We start from the raw sequence: 13,529 nt of genomic DNA, 5'->3' as shown, positions 1-13,529 counted from the left end.
GCAACCCTGAGGGAAACGGGGCCCCGGCCGCGTACGACAGGCCGCACCGCGTACGACAAGGACCCGGTCTCATATGAGGCCAGGCGCCGCCTTCCGGTCAAGAGTCCGACGCACATGCGCGCGCGTGCAGAGCGGGGAGACCCGAGAACGGCCTACGCGCGCGTCGACCGGGGACGCGGTGAAGCGCCCGGGGCGGTCAGGAGGTCGGCTGCGACTCCGCGCCGGGCAGGCCCTGTGCCGCCTGGCGCGCGGAGAGCGCGCTGTTGAAGCGCGTGAGGAGCGTGCAGAACGCCTCGCGCTCCTCCGGCGCCCAGTCGTGTGTCAGCTCGGCCATCAACTGACGCCTGGAGGCGCGCACTTCGTCGAGGCGGGACTGCCCGCGCGGCGACAGCTGGAGCACCACCGCACGCCCGTCCTCGGGGTGCGAGGTGCGCTTGACGAGCCCGGTGTCGACCAGCGGCGCCACCTGCCGGGTGACCGTCGAGGAGTCGATGCCCATGCTCGCGGCGAGCGCCTTGACGCCCATGGGGCCCTCCTTGTCGAGGCGGTTGAGCAGCAGGTACGCGGCGCGGTCCATCGAGTTGCGCACCTGCCCCACCCCGCCGAGCCGGGTCTGTTCGGCACGGCGCGCGAAGACCGCGACCTCGTGCTGCAGCGTGTCGAGAAGACCGGTGTCACCGACGGTCGTCATGTCCATCGACATTTCAGGTGTTGTGGGCATGGCCGGGGGCTCAATTCATGCGTGGGGAGCTGGGTTGGGGGACAGGGTACGCGGCCGGGACGCGGGCCGTACCGGCGCTGCGCAAACCAGTCTCGGAGCGTGGTCATGGCGGGAGTGCGCCCGCGTGAACTGCGAGACTGGTGGTCATGAGCTACAGCACGGCTGACTCCTTGCCCAGCGTGACTCTCGACGACGTACGTGGTGCGCAGAAGATGCTCACGGGAGTGGCTCGGGTGACCGCGATGGAGGGCAGCAGGTACCTGTCCCAGCTGGTGGGCGCACCGGTCCACTTCAAGTGCGAGAACCTCCAGCGCACGGGGTCGTTCAAGCTGCGCGGCGCGTATGTGCGGATCGCGGGGCTGCTTCCCGAGGAGCGTGCGGCGGGTGTCGTCGCCGCCAGCGCGGGCAACCACGCCCAGGGCGTCGCGCTGGCCTCCACGCTGCTCGGCGTGCGTTCCACGGTCTTCATGCCGACCGGCGCCCCGCTGCCGAAGGTCGCGGCCACGCGCGACTACGGCGCCGAGGTGAGGCTGCACGGACAGGTGGTGGACGAGACGCTGGCGGCCGCGCAGGAGTACGCGGCCGAGACGGGCGCCGTGTTCATCCACCCCTTCGACCACCCCGACATCATCGCGGGCCAGGGCACGGTCGGCCTGGAGATCCTGGAGCAGTGCCCCGAGGTGCGCACGATCGTCGTCGGGATCGGCGGCGGTGGGCTGGCCGCGGGCGTCGCGCTCGCGGTGAAGTCCATTCGTCCGGACGTACGGGTCGTCGGTGTGCAGGCGGAGGGCGCCGCGGCGTACCCGCCCTCGCTGGCGGCCGGGCGCCCGGTGTCGATCGAGAACCCGGCGACGATGGCTGACGGCATCAAGGTCGGACGGCCGGGCGACGTACCGTTCCGCCTGGTCGAGGAACTGGTCGACGAGGTCCGCACGGTCTCGGAGAACAATCTCTCCAGCGCTCTGCTGCTCTGCCTGGAGCGGGCCAAGCTGGTCGTCGAGCCGGCCGGCGCGAGCCCCGTCGCGGCGCTGCTGCGCGAGCCCGGAGCCTTCGAGGGCCCGGTCGTGGCCCTGCTGTCCGGCGGAAACGTGGACCCGCTGCTGATGCAGCGCATCCTGCGCCACGGCATGGCTGCGGGTGGCCGTTACCTGGCGGTCACGCTGCGGTTGACCGATCGTCCCGGGGCCCTGGCCACACTTCTCGGGGTGTTGTCAGTGGCGGACGCTAACGTGCTCGATGTGAGTCACGTCCGGACCGATCCACGGCTCGGGCTCACGGAGGTGGAGGTCGAGCTGCACCTGGAGACGAAGGGGCACGAGCACTGCGCCGAGGTGAACCGGGCGCTGCGCGAGGCTGGTTACACGGTCATCGATTGAGATCATGAGCGCCGTCGTCTCCCCTGGAAAAATCCGTTGAGCAACGCGATACATCGCGTTAGGGTGTGTCCCCCGCCGTAGAACTGCCGGGCGGACGAAGCGTTCGCCCATCGGTGGTACGAAACAGTAAAAGTCATACTTTTCGTGAAAATCCCCAACGACGTGGAGAACTCACATGCCAGGCGCCATCTATGCCGAAGGCCTGGTCAAGACCTTCGGTGACGTAAGGGCTCTGGACGGCGTCGATCTCGATGTCCCGGAGGGCACCGTGCTGGGCCTGCTCGGGCCGAACGGCGCGGGGAAGACGACCGCGGTCCGCTGCCTGACGACCCTGCTCCGTCCTGACAGCGGCAAGGCCGTCGTCGCGGGCGTCGACGTACTCGAACACCCCGACGCGGTACGGCGCAGGGTCGGCCTCTCCGGACAGTTCGCCGCGGTCGACGAGTACCTGACCGGCCGCGAGAACCTGCAGATGGTCGGCCAGCTCTACCAGATGAAGGCCAAGGCCGCGAAGATACGGGCGGACGAACTGCTCGAGCAGTTCAACCTCGCGGACGCCGCCGACCGCACCGCGAAGACGTACTCGGGCGGTATGCGCCGTCGCCTCGACCTGGCGGCCGCGCTTGTCGTGTCACCTCCGGTGATGTTCATGGACGAGCCGACCACCGGCCTGGACCCGCGCAACCGCCAGCAGCTGTGGGACGTCATCAAGGACCTGGTCTCCGGTGGCACGACACTGCTGCTGACCACCCAGTACCTGGAAGAGGCCGACCACCTCGCGCACGACATCTGCGTGGTCGACCACGGCCGTGTCATCGCCCGCGGCACCGCCGACCAGCTCAAGGCGCAGACCGGTGGCGAGCGCGTCGAGGTCGTCGTGCACGAGCGCGAGCACATGGAGACCGCCTCGGAGGTGCTCCGCAGCTTCGGCAAGGGCGCGACCACGGTCGAGGAGCACACCCGCAAGCTCACCGTGCCCGTCACCGGCGGCGCGAAGCTCCTCGCTGAGGTCATCCGCGAGCTGGACACCCGTGGCATCGAGATCGACGACATCGGCCTGCGCCGCCCCACCCTGGACGACGTCTTCCTCTCGCTCACCGGCCACATGGCCGAGGAGCGGGACGAGGCCAACGGAGCGGTGGACGACGTCAAGGGTCCCAAGCGCAAGAAGGAGGCCGGCAAGTGAGTGCCGTCACCGACGCCGTGCAGGTCGCGGCACCCTCGAACCCGTTCGGCCAGTCCATCCGCGACTCGCTGGTCGTCGCCAAGCGCAACCTGATCAGGATGTCCCGGATCCCGGAGATGGTGATCTTCGGGCTGATCCAGCCGATCATGTTCGTGGTGCTGTTCAGCTACGTCTTCGGCGGCTCCATGCAGATCGGCGGCAGCACCAGCCCCACCGACTACCGCAACTTCCTGATGGCCGGCATCTTCGCGCAGACCGTCACCTTCGCCACCGCGGGCGCCGGCGCGGGCATCGCCGACGACATGCACAAGGGGCTGATCGACCGCTTCCGCTCGCTGCCCATGGCGCGCGGCGCGGTGCTCACCGGCCGTACGCTCGCCGACCTCGTGCAGACCGCGCTGACCCTGCTGGTCCTCGCGATCGTCGCCCTGCTGGTCGGCTGGCGCGTGGGCTCCAACGGCGACACCAACGTCGGCAAGGTCCTCGGCGCCTTCGGGCTGCTGCTTCTGCTGGGGTACGCGTTCACCTGGATCGGCGCCCTGATCGGCCTCTCCGTCCGTACGCCCGAGGCGGCCACGTCCGGCGGGCTGATCTGGCTCTTCCCGGTCACCTTCATCTCGAACGCATTCGTGGACACCAGCCACATGACGCCCTGGCTGCGGCACATCGCGGACTGGAACCCGTTCAGCGCCACGGTGCAGGCCTGCCGTGTGCTGTTCGCCAACCCGGGCCAGTCGACATCGGGCGCCTGGCCCATGCAGCACTCGGTCTGGGCCTCGGTGATCTACTCGGTCCTGATCATCCTGATATTCAGGACGCTGGCGGTGCGCAAGTACCGATCCGCCACGGCGTGACCCGGACATGACGATGCCCCCGGCCGCGTGGCCGGGGGCATCGCCGTAGTCGCTGGTCCTGGGCTCAGCCCTGGTACGGCTCGGCCTTGAGGATCTTCACCGAGGCGAACTTGCCGTTCGGCAGTTCGTACTGGGCGTCCTCGCCGACCTTCTTGCCGTTCACACCGGAGCCCAGCGGGGACTGCGGCGAGTACGTCTCGATGTCGGAGCTGGCGTACTCGCGCGAGGCCAGCAGGAAGTCCAGGGTGTCGTCCTCGTCGCCGTCGAAGGCGATGGTGACGACCATGCCCGGCGCGACCACGCCGTCCGCCGCGGGAGCCTCGCCGACCTTGGCGTTCTCCAGGAGCTGGGTCAGCTGGCGCACACGGAGCTCCTGCTTGCCCTGCTCCTCCTTGGCCGCGTGGTACCCGCCGTTCTCGCGCAGGTCGCCCTCCTCGCGCGCGGCCGCGATCTTGGCGGCGATCTCCGTGCGCGCAGGACCAGACAGGTGCTCCAGCTCGGCCTTCAGCTGGTTGTACGCCTCCTGGGTCAGCCAGGTGACGTTCTCGCTGGTCTGGGTCACAGGTGCTCCTCGTAGGTACTGGGAATACAAAGCATCGCCCTACCCAGAAGAATGTTCCTTCACGGGTGGGCGAAACCACGAGCCTAACAATTCAACGGCTCAAGGGGGAGGACATAAGGCATCAGAATTACGTCAATGCAGGTCAGCGGGTAGGAGGTGGGAGTGACCCCGACCTGTGTCGGTGCCTGTGTCAGCGCCTGTGCCCGTGCCCATACCGGTCCGCTCAGTCCGCGTGACAGCCGAGCAGCTCCGCCGTGGAACCACGAGCCGTCGTACGCAGAGTAACCACCTTGTCGATGCGTGAGGAGTCCTGGTCGAAACGGAAGTCCGCGCGACCCACCTCGGTGCCGTCGGCGTCCTGCGAGCGCAGGGTGCAGTAGCCGTGGGCGTCCGCGTCCTTGCGCACCTCCAGGTGCACCTCGACGGCGCTGTCCGAGACCGCCTTGAAGGTGATCACCTCGGCGCTGATCTTGTTGCCGACGACATAGTGGAAGCCGAACCAGCCGACCAGGGCGAGCAGAGCGACGCCCAATGCGGCTCCGATGACCTTGAGTTTGCGGTCGGCGCGCTCGTCCGCGGAGCGGCCGTACCGGCCCTCGGGCAGCTGCGTGCTCGCCGTACTCATGATCGTCCTCTCGGCAGGCCGGGACCAATGTCCTGGAAGGGACCCGGAGACCGGGCCCCTGGAATTATTGGCCCCCCGATTCCGTCACTATAGAAGCCGCCCATCGCGCTGTTTCACGCCGGGCGCCGACAGCCGACCTACGAGGCGACAGCCGACTGACCGAGGATTGAGTCTTGACTGACCAGCTGCGACTGATGGCCGTGCACGCCCACCCCGACGACGAGTCGAGCAAGGGCGCGGCCACCATGGCGAAGTACGTGTCCGAGGGGGTGGACGTGCTGGTCGTGACCTGCACGGGCGGGGAGCGCGGCTCCATCCTCAATCCGAAGCTTCAGGGCGACAAGTACATCGAGGAGCACATCCACGAGGTACGCAAGAAGGAGATGGACGAGGCCCGCGAGATCCTCGGGATCAAGCAGGAGTGGCTCGGCTTCGTCGACTCCGGCCTGCCCGAGGGCGACCCGCTGCCCCCGCTCCCCGAGGGCTGTTTCGCCCTGGAGGACGTCGACAAGGCGGCCGGCGAGCTGGTCAAGCAGATCCGCTCCTTCCGCCCGCAGGTGATCACCACGTACGACGAGAACGGTGGTTACCCGCACCCCGACCACATCATGACCCACAAGATCTCGATGGTGGCGTTCGAGGGCGCGGCGGACACCGAGAAGTACCCGGAGTCCGAGTTCGGCCCGGCGTTCCAGCCGCAGAAGCTCTACTACAACCAGGGCTTCAACCGCCCGCGGACCGAAGCTCTGCACAACGCCCTGCTCGACCGCGGCCTGGAGTCGCCGTACGGGGAGTGGCTGAAGCGCTGGTCGGAGTTCGAGCGCACCGAGCGCACGCTGACCACGCACGTTCCGTGCGCCGACTTCTTCGAGATCCGGGACAAGGCGCTGATCGCGCACGCCACGCAGATCGACCCCGACGGCGGCTGGTTCAAGGTCCCCATGGACATCCAGAAGGAGGTCTGGCCGACCGAGGAGTACGAGCTCGCGAAGTCCTTCGTGGATACCTCCCTCCCCGAGCACGACCTCTTTGCGGGCATCCGCGACAATGCCTGACATGAGCGCAAGCCTGGCACTGACGAACCTCGTCCCCCTCGCCAAGGAGGTCGACCAGAACAAGGTCACCCCCGGCGTCCTCGGCTTCATCGTTTTCGCGGTGATGGCCCTGGCGGTGTGGGGCCTGATGAAGTCCATGAACCGGCACATGGGCAAGGTCACCTTCGAGGAGGACTCGCAGAAGGACGCGGCGGCCTCCGGCAAGAATTCCGCCGGCGGCAAGGCCTCGCCCGCGAAGGGCTGAGCCCGCGAAGGGCTGAGCCGGAACTTCCGGCTGACCGGCTCACCTCCGGGTGAGGGGCCTTGGGGGAGTGATCCGCCAGGGACAGCAACAGGTGCGCGGACTCCGGCCGCAGATGGTCGGAGTGCGCGCCCGTCGGCCCGTTCCCGCGGACGTGGACCTCGCTCGCGTCGAGACGGACGAAGCGGTGGTCGAGGACGTCCTGCGGATACGGCTGGTCGACGCACCGCATCGTGATGGCCGGAGACGGGCGCGGGCGCGGTGCCGATCGATCGCCGCGTTCCCGGTGCCCGCCCGCCTCGCGGCACGCAGATGTCAGAGGCCGGTGGCGCGACCAACGCCACCGGATCCCCTTCGTCCCCGAGCGGATCCCCCGCGTCCCCGGGCAATCCGACGCCCTACATAGCCGAAGGCACCGCCACCCCCATCACATCCCGAGCATGCCGCCCCGGCACCATCCCCAGGCGCCAGGCCTGCCACCCGGCGTCCAGGTCCACGCCCCGCTCCAGCAGCAGCTGGTACGCCTCGATGTAGTCGTCCAGTTTTCCGTCGCGGGAAGGGTGCCCGGTGCGGGAGAGCTGGGTCAGTTCCTCCTGGGCCACCGCGGCGCCTACCTCGTAGCCGCCGGGGGCGGCGTAGGGGAGCAGGGTGCACCTCAGGAACTTGGCCCAGTCCTCGCCCCGGCGGTCGCCGTACGACGTGAAGAGGCCGATCGCCTCCTCGCACAGGGCCAGGGCCTGTTGCGTACGGGCGTTGCCGGCGTCGACGACCGCCAGTTCCAGGCAGGTCCAGGCCTCGCCGTGGGCGACGCCGATGCGCTGGAAGTCGGCGCGTGCGTCGACCAGGAGCTGGCGGGCGAAGCCGGAGTTGCGCAGGGAGCCGGTCTGGGCAGCGCGTTGGTCCCGGGTGACGCGGGCCGAGTGGTGGCGGGCGCAGGCGAGGCCGTACACATCGCGCATGCGCGAGAACATCGTGCGGGAGCGCTCCAGTTCGCGGACCGCCTGGTCCAGATTCCCGGTCTCCTCCAGGGCCTGGCCCAGGTAGTAGATCGTCCACGCCTCGCCGCGAGCGTCCTCGTTCTCGCGGTGGCGGGAGGCCGCCTGGCGCAGGCCGGCGACCGCGGAGGACGGGTCGCCGTCGACGAGGCGGGCGCGGGCCAGCTGGGTGAGGGCCCAGGCCTCGCCGCGGGCGTCGCGGGTGCGGCCGTACAGGTCGAGGGCCTCGCGCAGTTCGCGCTCCGCGCGCGGTACGTCGCCCATCCGCAGACCGAGCTGGCCGAGCTGGAAGTGGGCCCACGCCTCGCCGTGCACGGACTCGCCCTTGCGGTGCAGGACCAGGGCCTGGGTCAGCAGGTCCAGGGCCCGGGCGAGCCGCGACCTGTCGCGCTCCACCGCCGCGAGCGCGTGCATCGTCCAGGCGCGGTCGGCCGCGAGGCCGGGGGAGGCCTGGAGGTCCATGGCCTCCTGGAGCTTGGCCGCCGCCTCGCTGAGGTTTCCCTGGTGGTGCAGGGTGATGCCGAGGGAGCAGAGCGCCCTGGCGGCGCCCGCGTCGTGGTGGGCCTCGAAGTAGAGGTCCACGACCGAGGCCAGGGTCGTGCGCGCCTTGTCGAGTTCGCCGAGCTGGCGGGCCGCGATGCCGGTGCGCCACTGGACCGAGCGCACGAGCAGGCCCTGGTCGACCGCCTGGGTCAACTCGCTGATCTCGCCCAGGCGGTAGAGGTCGCCGCGCAGCAGGCAGTAGTCGCACAGGGCGCCCAGGAGGTTCAGTACCGCGGCTTGGTTCACTCCTTCCGCGTGCCGCAGTGCTGCCGTGATGAAGCTCGACTCGTCGTCCAGCCAGCGCAGGGCAGCGTCGAGGGAGGTGAAGCCGTGCGGCCCGAACTGATCGGCGCGCGTGGACGTCTTGCCGTCGACCAGGCGGATCACCGAGTCGGCGAGCTCCGCGTAGTTCACGATCAGGCGTTCCTGCGCGGCCGTGCGCTCGGCGGGTTCCTCCTCGTCCAGCAGGCGGGCCCCCGCGAAGGCCCGCACGAGGTCGTGCAGGCGGTAGCGGCTGCCGCGGACGTGGTCGATCAGGCCCGCCTGGGAGAGCGCGGTCAGGTGGCGGGTGGCTTCCGGCTCGTCGGTGGCCAGCAGGGACGCGGCCGCGGCCGTGCCCAGCGAGGCGCGGCCGGCCAGGGCCAGGCGGCGCAGGAGCCGGCGCGCCATGTCCGACTGGTCGGTGTAGCGCAGCCACAGCACCCGCTCGACCGGTTCCACGGGGCCGTACGCCGCGAGGTCGGAGGCCAGTTGGCGCGGGGTGCGGGGGCCGAGGGAGGAGCCCGCGATGCGCAGGGCCAAGGGCAGGCCGCCGCACAACTTCCGCACGTGGTCGGCGGATTCGGCGTCGTACGGGCCGGACTTGTCCTGTGCCGCCGCGTTCAACAGCTCCTCGGCGCCTGCCGCGTCCAGCGCCTCGACGGGGAGTTGGTGCACCCAGGCGGGGAGGTCGGCGGGCAGGTCGAGCGGTTTGCGGGCGGTGACCAGGACCAGGCTCTCCGAACGCTCGGGGATCAGGGTGCGCACCTGCTCGGCGTCGCTCGCGTCGTCCAGGACGATCGTCACCGGCAGGCCCGTCAGGTGCTGGTGGTACAGCTCGCTCAGCCGCCTGACCTGCTGGTCGGGTGAGGAACGCTCGCGGAAGAGGAGCTGCTCACGGGGTGCGCCGAGCCGGTTCAGAAGGTGGAGCAGCGCATCGCGTGTGGTCAGCGGGGGGTCGTCCGGGCTGTCGCCGCGCAGGTCCACCACGCAGGCACCGCGGAACTGGTCCCTGAGGTCGTGTGCCGCCCGGATCGCGAGGCTGCTGCGGCCGGAGCCGGGTGCGCCGTGCAGTACGACGACCGTCGGTTTTGTCTCGGTGCTCGCGCGCGCCGCGTGCACCCACTGCGCGACCCGTGACAGCTCGGCACGGCGTCCCGCGAACGGCTCGGCCGGCTCCGGCAGTTGACCGAACGACTGCTCCAGCACACTGCGCCGTCGCGCCGCCGCGCTCTTGTCGGTGCGCCGCAGCTGGGGCGCGCCCTGCTTAGCGCCCGTGGAGGCGCTGAGTACCCGCTGTTGGTCGAGGAACGGTCGGATGCCCCTTACTTCCAGGGCCGTGAGCCACTGCAGGCGCAGCTGTTCGGGGCCGCCGGGCTGCCCGATGGCACCGGCCCGGCGGCTCGCGGCCGGCAGATGCGAAGCTGTCACCTTGAGCACCGTGGCCGCCGCGCCCACCACCCCCACCGTGGCACCCGCGCCGATCGCCGTCCCCGCACCCGTGCCCAGCGCCAGGTCAGCCACGACGGCCGCGAGCGCCGCAACGGCCGCTACGAGTAAGGGTGTTCCGGTGCCCTCCTGGGCATAGCGCTGCCCGAAGGTCAGCCGTCCCGCCTCCGTGTCGTCGAGGGCCCGCGTATACGCCTCGTATTCCTCGGCAGCCGTCTGCCCCATCGCGTCGAGCGCGGCCCGCGCCCGGGACAGCACCACACCCCCGTCAACGCGCCCACCCGACCGCCGAACCTCTTCCTCGACGGCCCGGGCCAACAGCCGCTCGGCTTCCGCCCGATGGCTGTCCCGCATGTCACGTCCCCCTCCGGCAGCAACTCCTTTGCCCATGAGTGTCCTTCGTGCGGGACGGGAACGCGAGAGGCCCGGCGATCATTCGGGCAGGGCTACCCCGCTCCTTCACACACCGCGTGTCCCTCGGACAGCGCGAGATACACGCAGGCGCAGGCGAGCCCCGCCTCCGCCACCGCGCAGGCCAGGGCCTGGACGAGGGCGGCGCCCGGCTGCGCGGTGGTTATGTCGAACCAGGCGTCGAGCACCGCGACCGCGGCCGTGGCCGACGCGGTCAGCCGGGCGTGCGGATTGCGGCGGAAGCCCAGCACGGCGGTGGCCGCGCACCCCGCGGCCATCAGGACGTCGAGTCCCACCCACGCCATCTGCCAGTTCCGCACCTCGGCGCTCGCCGGGAGCATCCGGACGAGGAGCACCATCCACGGCACGAGCACCACGGCGGTGGCGCCGAGCAGCACCAACGCCCATTTCGGTAACACCGGAGCCCATTTCGTTCGCATGCCACCACGATAGAACCGCAGAGAGAATTCTGCAAAGAAAATTCTGCAGAACTTCCTCTGTGGACGGAAAGGGGCCGGGGATACCGTGGTCGCATGCCCGACCCCGACACGCCCGGCCCCGAGCTGACCAGCGTCGAACGCACCGCCCTGTACAAGTCCCTAGGCAACCCGCTGCGCCGCCGCATCCTCGACTACCTCGGCCGGCACGGCGAGGCGAACTCGACCGTGCTCGCCAAAGAGCTCGGCGAGAGCTCCGGCACGACCAGCTACCACCTGCGCAAACTCGCCGAGCAGCGCCTCATCGAGGAGATCCCGGAGAAGTCGGGCGGCCGGGAACGCTGGTGGCGGGCGCTGCCGTTCAGCCACACCACACCCGATCCGGCCATGATGACCGCCGAGGAGTACGCCGCCGCCGAGGGCGTGGCCATTCTGAAGATCGAGATGGACACCGAGCTCTATCTCCGCGCCCACAAGGAGTACGCGGGCCCGGAGGGATGGGCCCAGGTCCAGCGCTCCGGCAACTGGATGACCAGGGACGAACTCCTCGACTTCGTACGCGAGTACCGGGCGCTCCTGGACCGGTACGGCCACGCTCGTGAAGACGCCCCCGGCGGAGCGCGTCCGGTGCACCTGCGCTTCTACGCGGTCCCGGACACCGTGGGAGAGTGGGAGAGTGAACCGACTGGCCCATGAGACGTCCCCGTACCTCCTCCAGCACGCCGACAACCCCGTCGACTGGTGGCCCTGGTCGGCCGAGGCCTTCGACGAGGCCCGCAAACGCAATGTGCCGGTGCTGCTGAGTGTCGGCTACAGCAGCTGCCACTGGTGCCACGTCATGGCGCACGAGTCCTTCGAGGACGAGGCGACCGCCACCTATCTGAACGAGCACTTCGTGAGCGTCAAGGTCGACCGCGAGGAGCGACCGGACGTGGACGCCGTGTACATGGAGGCCGTACAGGCGGCGACCGGGCAGGGCGGCTGGCCCATGACCGTGTTCCTCACGCCGGACGCCGAGCCCTTCTACTTCGGTACCTACTTCCCGCCCGCGCCCCGTCACGGCATGCCCGCCTTCCGGCAGGTCCTGGAGGGTGTGCACAGCGCCTGGACCGACCGGCGGGACGAGGTCACCGAGGTCGCGGGCAAGATCGTGCGGGATCTCGCCGGACGGGAGATGAGCTTCGGCGACGACCGGGTGCCCGGCGAGGAGGAACTGGCCGGTGCGCTCCTCGGGCTCACCCGGGAGTACGACGCCGCGCGCGGCGGATTCGGCGGGGCGCCCAAGTTCCCGCCGTCCATGGTGATCGAGTTCCTGCTGCGGCATCATGCGCGGACCGGCTCCGACGGTGCCCTGCAGATGGCACAGGACACCTGCGAGCGCATGGCCCGCGGCGGCATCTACGACCAGCTCGGCGGTGGTTTCGCCCGCTACTCCGTGGACCGAGACTGGATCGTGCCCCACTTCGAGAAGATGCTGTACGACAACGCCCTGCTGTGCCGTGTCTACGCACATCTCTGGCGTGCCACCGGCTCCGAACTCGCCCGCCGCGTCGCCCTCGAGACCGCCGACTTCATGGTGCGTGAACTGCGCACCAACGAGGGCGGGTTCGCCTCCGCCCTCGACGCCGACAGCGACGACGGGACCGGCAGGCATGTCGAGGGCGCGTACTACGTATGGACGCCCGAGCAGCTCCGTGAAGTCCTCGGCGACGACGCCGAGCTCGCCACCCACTACTTCGGGGTGACCGAGGAGGGTACCTTCGAGGAGGGTGCTTCCGTTCTCCAACTCCCGCAGCGCGAAGGCGTGTTCGACGCCGCGCGGATCGCCTCGGTCCATGAGCGGCTGCTCGCCGCGCGCGCCGGGCGATCCGCCCCCGGCCGCGACGACAAGGTGGTCGCCGCCTGGAACGGGCTCGCCGTCGCCGCCCTCGCGGAGACCGGCGCCTACTTCGGGCGCCCCGACCTCGTGGATGCCGCGATCGGCGCCGCCGACCTCCTCGTACGGCTGCACATGGACGATCGCGCGCGCCTCGCCCGTACCAGCAAGGACGGTCAAGTCGGCGCGAACGCGGGAGTGCTGGAGGACTACGCCGATGTCGCCGAGGGCTTCCTCGCGCTCGCGTCCGTCACCGGGGAAGGCGTCTGGCTGGAATTCGCCGGGTTCCTGCTCGACCACGTGATCGTGCAGTTCATCGACTCCGAGTCGGGCGCGCTCTACGACACGGCGGCCGACGCCGAGCGGCTGATCCGCCGACCGCAGGATCCCACCGACAACGCCACGCCCTCCGGCTGGAGCGCGGCGGCCGGGGCGCTGCTGAGCTATGCCGCCCAGACCGGCGCCGAACCCCATCGCACCGCCGCCGAGCGGGCGTTGGGCGTCGTAAAGGCGCTCGGTCCACGCGCGCCCCGCTTCATCGGCTGGGGTCTGGCGGTCGCCGAGGCGCTCCTCGACGGGCCGCGCGAGGTCGCGATCGTGGGGCCCGCCGACGATCCCGCCACCGAAGCCCTGCACCGTACGGCACTTCTGGGCACCGCCCCGGGCGCCGTTGTCGCGGTGGGAGTGCCGGAGAGTGAGGAGCTGCCGCTGCTTTCCGGCCGACCTCTGGTGGACGGAAGGCCGGCCGCGTACGTCTGCCGTAACTTCACTTGTGACGCTCCGACGACCGATCCCGACCGGCTCCGCACGGCGCTGAGCGGCTGAAACGACTGATCCCCAACCGGCCCAAACGCCACCAGTGTTCAGATTGTTCAGTTAGTCGACCGAGTGTGATGAAACACGCTCTTCACCAGAACATCCTGTGCCCTTCACAGATCAA

12 protein-coding genes are annotated in these 13,529 nt (G+C 69.9%); 7 read left to right on the top strand and 5 right to left on the bottom strand.

The window, feature by feature from the left end:
* Positions 1–196: 196 nt before the first annotated feature.
* Positions 197–703 (bottom strand): MarR family winged helix-turn-helix transcriptional regulator, encoded by a 507-nt coding sequence (locus ACIBK0_RS36055; RefSeq protein WP_399089255.1) that lies wholly within the window; start codon positions 701–703, stop codon positions 197–199.
* A 164-nt stretch (positions 704–867) separates the two neighbouring features.
* Between ACIBK0_RS36055 and ilvA the strand changes: the two genes are divergently transcribed.
* The 3 genes from ilvA (at position 868) to ACIBK0_RS36040 (ending at position 4,137) form a co-directional block, all read left to right on the top strand.
* Positions 868–2,097, top strand: coding sequence for a threonine ammonia-lyase (gene ilvA / locus ACIBK0_RS36050; protein WP_399089128.1), 1,230 nt, complete (start codon positions 868–870; stop codon positions 2,095–2,097).
* A 175-nt stretch (positions 2,098–2,272) separates the two neighbouring features.
* Entirely contained in the window at positions 2,273–3,283 is a 1,011-nt protein-coding gene (locus ACIBK0_RS36045) for an ATP-binding cassette domain-containing protein (RefSeq protein ID WP_399089125.1), read from the top strand.
* A complete protein-coding gene (locus tag ACIBK0_RS36040; RefSeq protein WP_399089122.1) occupies positions 3,280–4,137 on the top strand; it encodes an ABC transporter permease in 858 nt (285 codons plus the stop codon). The genes ACIBK0_RS36045 and ACIBK0_RS36040 overlap by 4 nt, the downstream gene beginning before the upstream one ends.
* Positions 4,138–4,201: 64 nt before the next feature.
* Here the strand turns inward: ACIBK0_RS36040 and greA are convergent, their stop codons facing one another.
* Both greA and ACIBK0_RS36030 read right to left on the bottom strand, forming a co-directional pair.
* On the bottom strand, positions 4,202–4,699 hold the full coding sequence (gene greA, locus ACIBK0_RS36035; protein WP_399089119.1) for a transcription elongation factor GreA: 498 nt from the start codon (positions 4,697–4,699) through the stop codon (positions 4,202–4,204).
* 223 nt (positions 4,700–4,922) lie between these two features.
* A complete protein-coding gene (locus ACIBK0_RS36030) occupies positions 4,923–5,324 on the bottom strand; it encodes a DUF4307 domain-containing protein (RefSeq protein WP_399089116.1) in 402 nt (133 codons plus the stop codon).
* Between the two features lie 173 nt (positions 5,325–5,497).
* Between ACIBK0_RS36030 and mca the strand changes: the two genes are divergently transcribed.
* On the top strand, positions 5,498–6,379 hold the full coding sequence (mca, locus tag ACIBK0_RS36025; RefSeq protein WP_399089113.1) for a mycothiol conjugate amidase Mca: 882 nt from the start codon (positions 5,498–5,500) through the stop codon (positions 6,377–6,379).
* A complete protein-coding gene (locus ACIBK0_RS36020) occupies positions 6,372–6,623 on the top strand; it encodes a hypothetical protein (protein WP_399089111.1) in 252 nt (83 codons plus the stop codon). The genes mca and ACIBK0_RS36020 overlap by 8 nt, the downstream gene beginning before the upstream one ends.
* A 395-nt stretch (positions 6,624–7,018) precedes the next feature.
* On the opposite strand, the gene ACIBK0_RS36015 is transcribed toward ACIBK0_RS36020, so the two are convergent.
* Both ACIBK0_RS36015 and ACIBK0_RS36010 read right to left on the bottom strand, forming a co-directional pair.
* Positions 7,019–10,219: a tetratricopeptide repeat protein gene (locus ACIBK0_RS36015; protein ID WP_399089109.1), complete on the bottom strand. Its 3,201-nt coding sequence runs from the start codon at positions 10,217–10,219 to the stop codon at positions 7,019–7,021.
* A 92-nt stretch (positions 10,220–10,311) separates the two neighbouring features.
* Positions 10,312–10,716 carry a hypothetical protein gene (locus tag ACIBK0_RS36010; RefSeq protein WP_399089107.1) on the bottom strand — a complete coding sequence of 135 codons (405 nt, stop codon included), beginning with the start codon at positions 10,714–10,716 and terminating at the stop codon, positions 10,312–10,314.
* Positions 10,717–10,809: 93 nt separating this feature from the next.
* Here ACIBK0_RS36010 and ACIBK0_RS36005 point away from each other — a divergent pair, with 93 nt between their 5' ends.
* On the top strand, positions 10,810–11,409 hold the full coding sequence (locus tag ACIBK0_RS36005; RefSeq protein ID WP_399089105.1) for an ArsR/SmtB family transcription factor: 600 nt from the start codon (positions 10,810–10,812) through the stop codon (positions 11,407–11,409).
* Positions 11,390–13,414, top strand: a complete 2,025-nt coding sequence (locus ACIBK0_RS36000; protein WP_399089103.1) for a thioredoxin domain-containing protein — start codon at positions 11,390–11,392, stop codon at positions 13,412–13,414. Before ACIBK0_RS36005 ends, ACIBK0_RS36000 begins: the two co-directional genes overlap by 20 nt.
* Positions 13,415–13,529 lie beyond the last annotated feature (115 nt).

Source organism: Streptomyces sp. NPDC050564 (genome assembly GCF_044457265.1).
Lineage (GTDB): Bacteria > Actinomycetota > Actinomycetes > Streptomycetales > Streptomycetaceae > Streptomyces.
Note: the sequence above shows the minus strand (reverse complement) of the source record. Positions and strands in the feature narration are given on the sequence as shown.

Excerpts from the sequence above, each read along its gene's own strand:
- ACIBK0_RS36055 (WP_399089255.1), bottom strand. The coding sequence starts at position 703 with ATGTCGATGGACATGACGACCGTCGGTGACACCGGTCTTCTCGACACG.
- ilvA (WP_399089128.1), top strand. The coding sequence starts at position 868 with ATGAGCTACAGCACGGCTGACTCCTTGCCCAGCGTGACTCTCGACGAC.
- ACIBK0_RS36045 (WP_399089125.1), top strand. The coding sequence starts at position 2,273 with ATGCCAGGCGCCATCTATGCCGAAGGCCTGGTCAAGACCTTCGGTGAC.
- ACIBK0_RS36030 (WP_399089116.1), bottom strand. The coding sequence starts at position 5,324 with ATGAGTACGGCGAGCACGCAGCTGCCCGAGGGCCGGTACGGCCGCTCC.
- ACIBK0_RS36020 (WP_399089111.1), top strand. The coding sequence starts at position 6,372 with ATGCCTGACATGAGCGCAAGCCTGGCACTGACGAACCTCGTCCCCCTC.
- ACIBK0_RS36015 (WP_399089109.1), bottom strand. The coding sequence starts at position 10,219 with ATGCGGGACAGCCATCGGGCGGAAGCCGAGCGGCTGTTGGCCCGGGCC.
- ACIBK0_RS36010 (WP_399089107.1), bottom strand. The coding sequence starts at position 10,716 with ATGCGAACGAAATGGGCTCCGGTGTTACCGAAATGGGCGTTGGTGCTG.
- ACIBK0_RS36005 (WP_399089105.1), top strand. The coding sequence starts at position 10,810 with ATGCCCGACCCCGACACGCCCGGCCCCGAGCTGACCAGCGTCGAACGC.